Origin of the sequence: Nguyenibacter vanlangensis, from assembly GCF_013376155.1 — a bacterium.
In the GTDB taxonomy this organism is placed as follows: domain Bacteria; phylum Pseudomonadota; class Alphaproteobacteria; order Acetobacterales; family Acetobacteraceae; genus Gluconacetobacter; species Gluconacetobacter vanlangensis.
In genome coordinates, this window is record NZ_JABXXP010000254.1 from 1 (window position 1) to 3983 (window position 3983).

Annotated in this window: 4 protein-coding genes; 2 read left to right on the forward strand and 2 right to left on the reverse strand. The window is 66.4% G+C overall.

Annotated elements, in window-relative coordinates; all coding sequences use genetic code 11:
• On the reverse strand, nt 1-186 hold a 186-nt coding region (locus HUK84_RS11810; RefSeq protein WP_176640469.1), incomplete at its 3' end, for a hypothetical protein.
• 395 nt (nt 187-581) lie between these two features.
• On the opposite strand from HUK84_RS11810, the gene hpnH reads away from it, so the two are divergent.
• Entirely contained in the window at nt 582-1760 is a 1179-nt protein-coding gene (gene hpnH / locus HUK84_RS11815; protein ID WP_176640470.1) for an adenosyl-hopene transferase HpnH, read from the forward strand.
• A gap of 178 nt (nt 1761-1938) precedes the next feature.
• Nucleotides 1939-3228, forward strand: a complete 1290-nt coding sequence (locus HUK84_RS11820; RefSeq protein ID WP_176640471.1) for a hemolysin family protein — start codon at nt 1939-1941, stop codon at nt 3226-3228.
• 41 nt (nt 3229-3269) lie between these two features.
• Here HUK84_RS11820 and HUK84_RS11825 read toward each other — a convergent pair.
• Nucleotides 3270-3983, reverse strand: a 714-nt coding sequence (locus tag HUK84_RS11825; RefSeq protein WP_176640472.1) for a lytic transglycosylase domain-containing protein, incomplete at its 5' end; no start/stop codon positions are given.

The window sequence follows — 3983 nt, forward strand, 5'->3', positions numbered from 1 at the left end:
CGTCTCGGCCCGCAATTCCTCCGCCAACTGCCTCAATTGCTCGATCGACAGGTTGCGCAGGTCCGCCGGATACGAAACCCGGTCCAAAAGCGGAAAGCGCCCGCGCGTCGGCTCGCCGCCGGGCCCGGTACGGCCGGCTCCGAATCCGGCCGTGCCGGCGGGCTGTTGGGGGGTCGGCTGATCCATGACGTTTACGCTCATTTTATGTTTGCCAGGCTGCCGCCCGGGGGCGGGCGATTCCTGATCCGGTCTGTTTGCGACGTCACCGAGCCGGATACGCGTAACGCCTTCTGGTCCGATGCGGTTTGCTTTTACTCCCGGAGCCGCAGCAAATACAGAGTCTCCCTGAAAGGTGTGGTGATTAGGGCACAGTGCGTGCGTTGGGAATTGAGTAAAGCCCCCGAATTGTCCTATACCCCCCGAAACGGGATCGCGGCGCGTCGTTCGTCCGCAACCTCGATATGAGTCTCGCGCACGGCTTGGACCGCCCGCACTTGTTATCCTCCGTGCGAACGTGTCCATAATAAGGTCACATGTTTTGAAAAAGGCCGGCGCGCAGCCGGTTCAGGAGCTGAGGTTTCATGGCCGTTCCTTTAATGCAGGCTGTCAGGGTGGGTGCTTACGTCGTCAGGCAGCACATCACCGGCCGGAAGCGCTATCCGCTCGTGCTGATGCTCGAGCCGCTGTTCAGGTGCAATCTGGCCTGCGCCGGGTGCGGCAAGATCGACTATCCCGCGCAGATCCTGAACCAGCGCATGAGCGTGCAGGAATGCCTGGACGCGGATACCGAAGCCGGCGCGCCCGTGGTCGCCGTCGCGGGCGGCGAGCCCCTGCTGCACAAGGAAATGCCCGAGATCATCCGGGGCCTGATCGCGCGCAAGAGATATGTCTATCTCTGCACCAACGCGCTTCTCCTGGAAAAGAAGATGGACGACTACGAGCCGTCGCCGTTCTTCTCGTGGGACGTGCATCTGGACGGCGACCAGGTGATGCACGACGCTTCGGTCTGCCAGGACGGCGTCTATGAACGCGCCGTCGCCGCGATCAAGAAGGCCAAGGCGCGCGGCTTCCGCGTGTCGATCAACTGCACCCTGTTCGACGGCGCCGATCCCAAGCGCGTGGCCGCCTTCTTCGACGAAGTCATGGCGATGGGTGTCGACGGCATCATGACCGCGCCGGGCTATGCCTACGAACGCGCGCCGGACCAGGCGCATTTCCTGAATCGCCAGAAGACCAAGCAGCTTTTCCGCGACATCTTCCGCCTGGGCAAGGGCAAGAAGTGGCGCTTCACGCAGTCGCCGCTGTTCCTGAACTTCCTTGCGGGGAACGAGCAATATCATTGCACCCCCTGGGGCAAGCCGCTGCGGAACGTGTTCGGCTGGCAGCGTCCGTGCTACCTGCTGGGCGAGGGCTATGCCAAGACGTTCCAGGAACTGATGGACGACACCAAATGGGATGATTACGGCACGGGCAATTACGAAAAATGCGCCGATTGCATGGTCCATTCCGGTTATGAATCCACCGCCGTGATGGACGCCGTGCGCCGCCCCTGGCACATCGCCAAGGTCGCCCTGTTCGGGCCCGAGACCGAGAAGCCGATGGCGCCCGAGATCTCGCTGGCCAACCAGCGCCCGGCCGAATACGTCTTCACCCAGCATGTCGAGGCCCGCATGGCCGAGCTTGCCGCGGCGAAGAAGCCGGCCAAGCCGCCGCGCGTCACGGTGGTGGACGCCCCGGTCGCGGCGGACGCCGCGGACTGATCTCCCCCCGGCCGGTATCCGGCTGGCGGTATCCGATCGCGTTAAGGGAATGGCGGGGGTGTCCCCGCCATTTTCATATCGGGCGTCTTCTTGTGTCGGACGTCATCTCGGACGTCCGGCGCGCAACGTCGCCCAGGCGATTTCACCGCATCGCGATCTGCTTTAGGATGCGGCCATCATGATCGCGCCGCTCGTCGTCATTGTTCTTCTCGTCCTTCTCAACGGCGTCTTCGCCATGGGGGAACTGGCCCTGATCTCGGCCCGCCCCGCCCGGTTGCGGATCCTGCACCGCAACGGCGTCAAGGGCGCCCAGCGGGCCCAGCGCCTGGCCGAGGACCCGCAGAGCTTCCTTCCCACCGTGCAGGTCGGCATTACCCTGGTCTCGATCCTGGAGGGGACCTATGGCGGCACCCAGATCGAGGCCGGGCTGACGCCCTGGCTGGGCGGGTTCGCGCTGCTGCGCCCGTTCGCCCCCGAACTGTCGATCGCCATCGTCGTGGTCTCGATCACCTCGCTGATGCTGGTGCTGGGCGAACTGGTGCCGAAGCAACTGGCGCTGCGCCATCCCGAGATCATCGCCGCGCGCCTGTCGCTGCTGCTGGAAGGGCTTGCCCGGCTGGTCCGTCCGGCGGTCTGGGTGCTCGGCCGGTCGTCGAACCTGGTGCTGCGCCTGATGGGCGTGGGGTCGGCCACGCGCGAGGCCCTGACCGAGGAGGAACTGAAAGCCTATATCGCCGAGGGCGCGCAGTCCGGCGTGCTGGAGCAGGCCGAGCGTGACATGATCGAGCGCCTGCTGCGCCTGGCGGACCGGCCGGTGCGTGCGATCATGACCCCGCGGAACGAACTGGTCTGGATCGAGCGCAAGGCCAGCCGCGAGGAACTGCGCCGCATGCTGCGCCAGACCGCCTATACCCGTATCGTGGTCTGCGACGGCGGAGTGGACAATCCGGTCGGCATCATCCTGGCCAAGGACATGCTGGATTGCCTGCTGGATGGGCGTCCCGTCTCGATCGAGGCCGGGCTGCGCAAGCCGGTGGTGGTACCCGATACGATTTCCGCCTTCGATATGGTGGAGCGGATGCGCACCGTCGCCGCGGGCATGGCCCTGGTCCTGGACGAGTACGGCTCGTTCGAAGGCGTGGTCACCGCCTCGGACCTGTTCGAGGCCATCGTCGGCGAGCATCACGAGGCCGGGGGGGCGCCCAGCGCCCATCTGGCGCCGGACGACGTGCTGGTCCTGGACGGGTTCATGCCGGTCGACGAACTGAAGGACCGGCTGGGCCTGGCCGACCTGCCCGACGAAGGCAGTTATCACACGCTGGGCGGGCTGATCCTGGCGCTGCTGCGCCGGGTGCCGGCGGCGGGGGACAAGGTGGTGTTCTCCGGCTGGCTGTTCGAGGTCCAGGAGATGGACCAGCGCCGGGTGATGCGGGTCAGGGCCAGCCGGCAGGCCTTCGCCGAAAACTGAAGGGCCGCCGGCTGGGGGCTTCCTTTCCCTCTGTACGCCGATCAGTGCACCGTGTGGAAACGGTGCCCGGCCAGGTCGCGCTCGGCTGCGAAGGACGGCCATTCGTCGCGGGCCAGGGCTTCCAGCGACGGGGTGGGCATGCCCAGCCGGTCGGCATAGATCCACAGATAGGTCAGCGCCCGGTGGACGTAGTCCCGTGTTTCGGTGCTGGGCAGGCTTTCGATGAACAGCAGCGGGTCGTCCCCGCAATCATTGGCCGCGTCCTGGCGGGCGATCGCCGTCGGGCCGGCATTGTAGCTGGCCAGCATCCGCACCAGGTCGCCGCCCGGCACGTGGTGGACATCGCCGCGCTGTTCGGTCAGGTGCGCCAGGTAGAGGACATAGAGCTGTCCGATCTCGAGATTCACCGCCGCATTGTGCAGCAGGGCGGGGAAGGCGGCATAGCGTCCGGCGCTGCCGGTCACGAAGCCGGCGGTGACGGGCATGATCTGCATCAGGCCATGCGCGCCCGCGCCCGAAATCGCGCCGGCGTCGAAATTCGATTCCAGCCGCGTCAGGGCATAGACCAGCGCCGGATCGACCTTGAAGCCATGGCGCGGCGACAAGGTCGGGGTGGGGAAGCGGGATGGCTGGGCGGGCCGCGTCCCGTCCCGGGTCGCCAGCAGGCCCGCCAACTGCGCAGACAGGTCCTTCAGCCCCGCTTCATCGGCCACAAGCTGGATCGAGCGGCACAGGGCGGCGTCGCCCTGCACGTC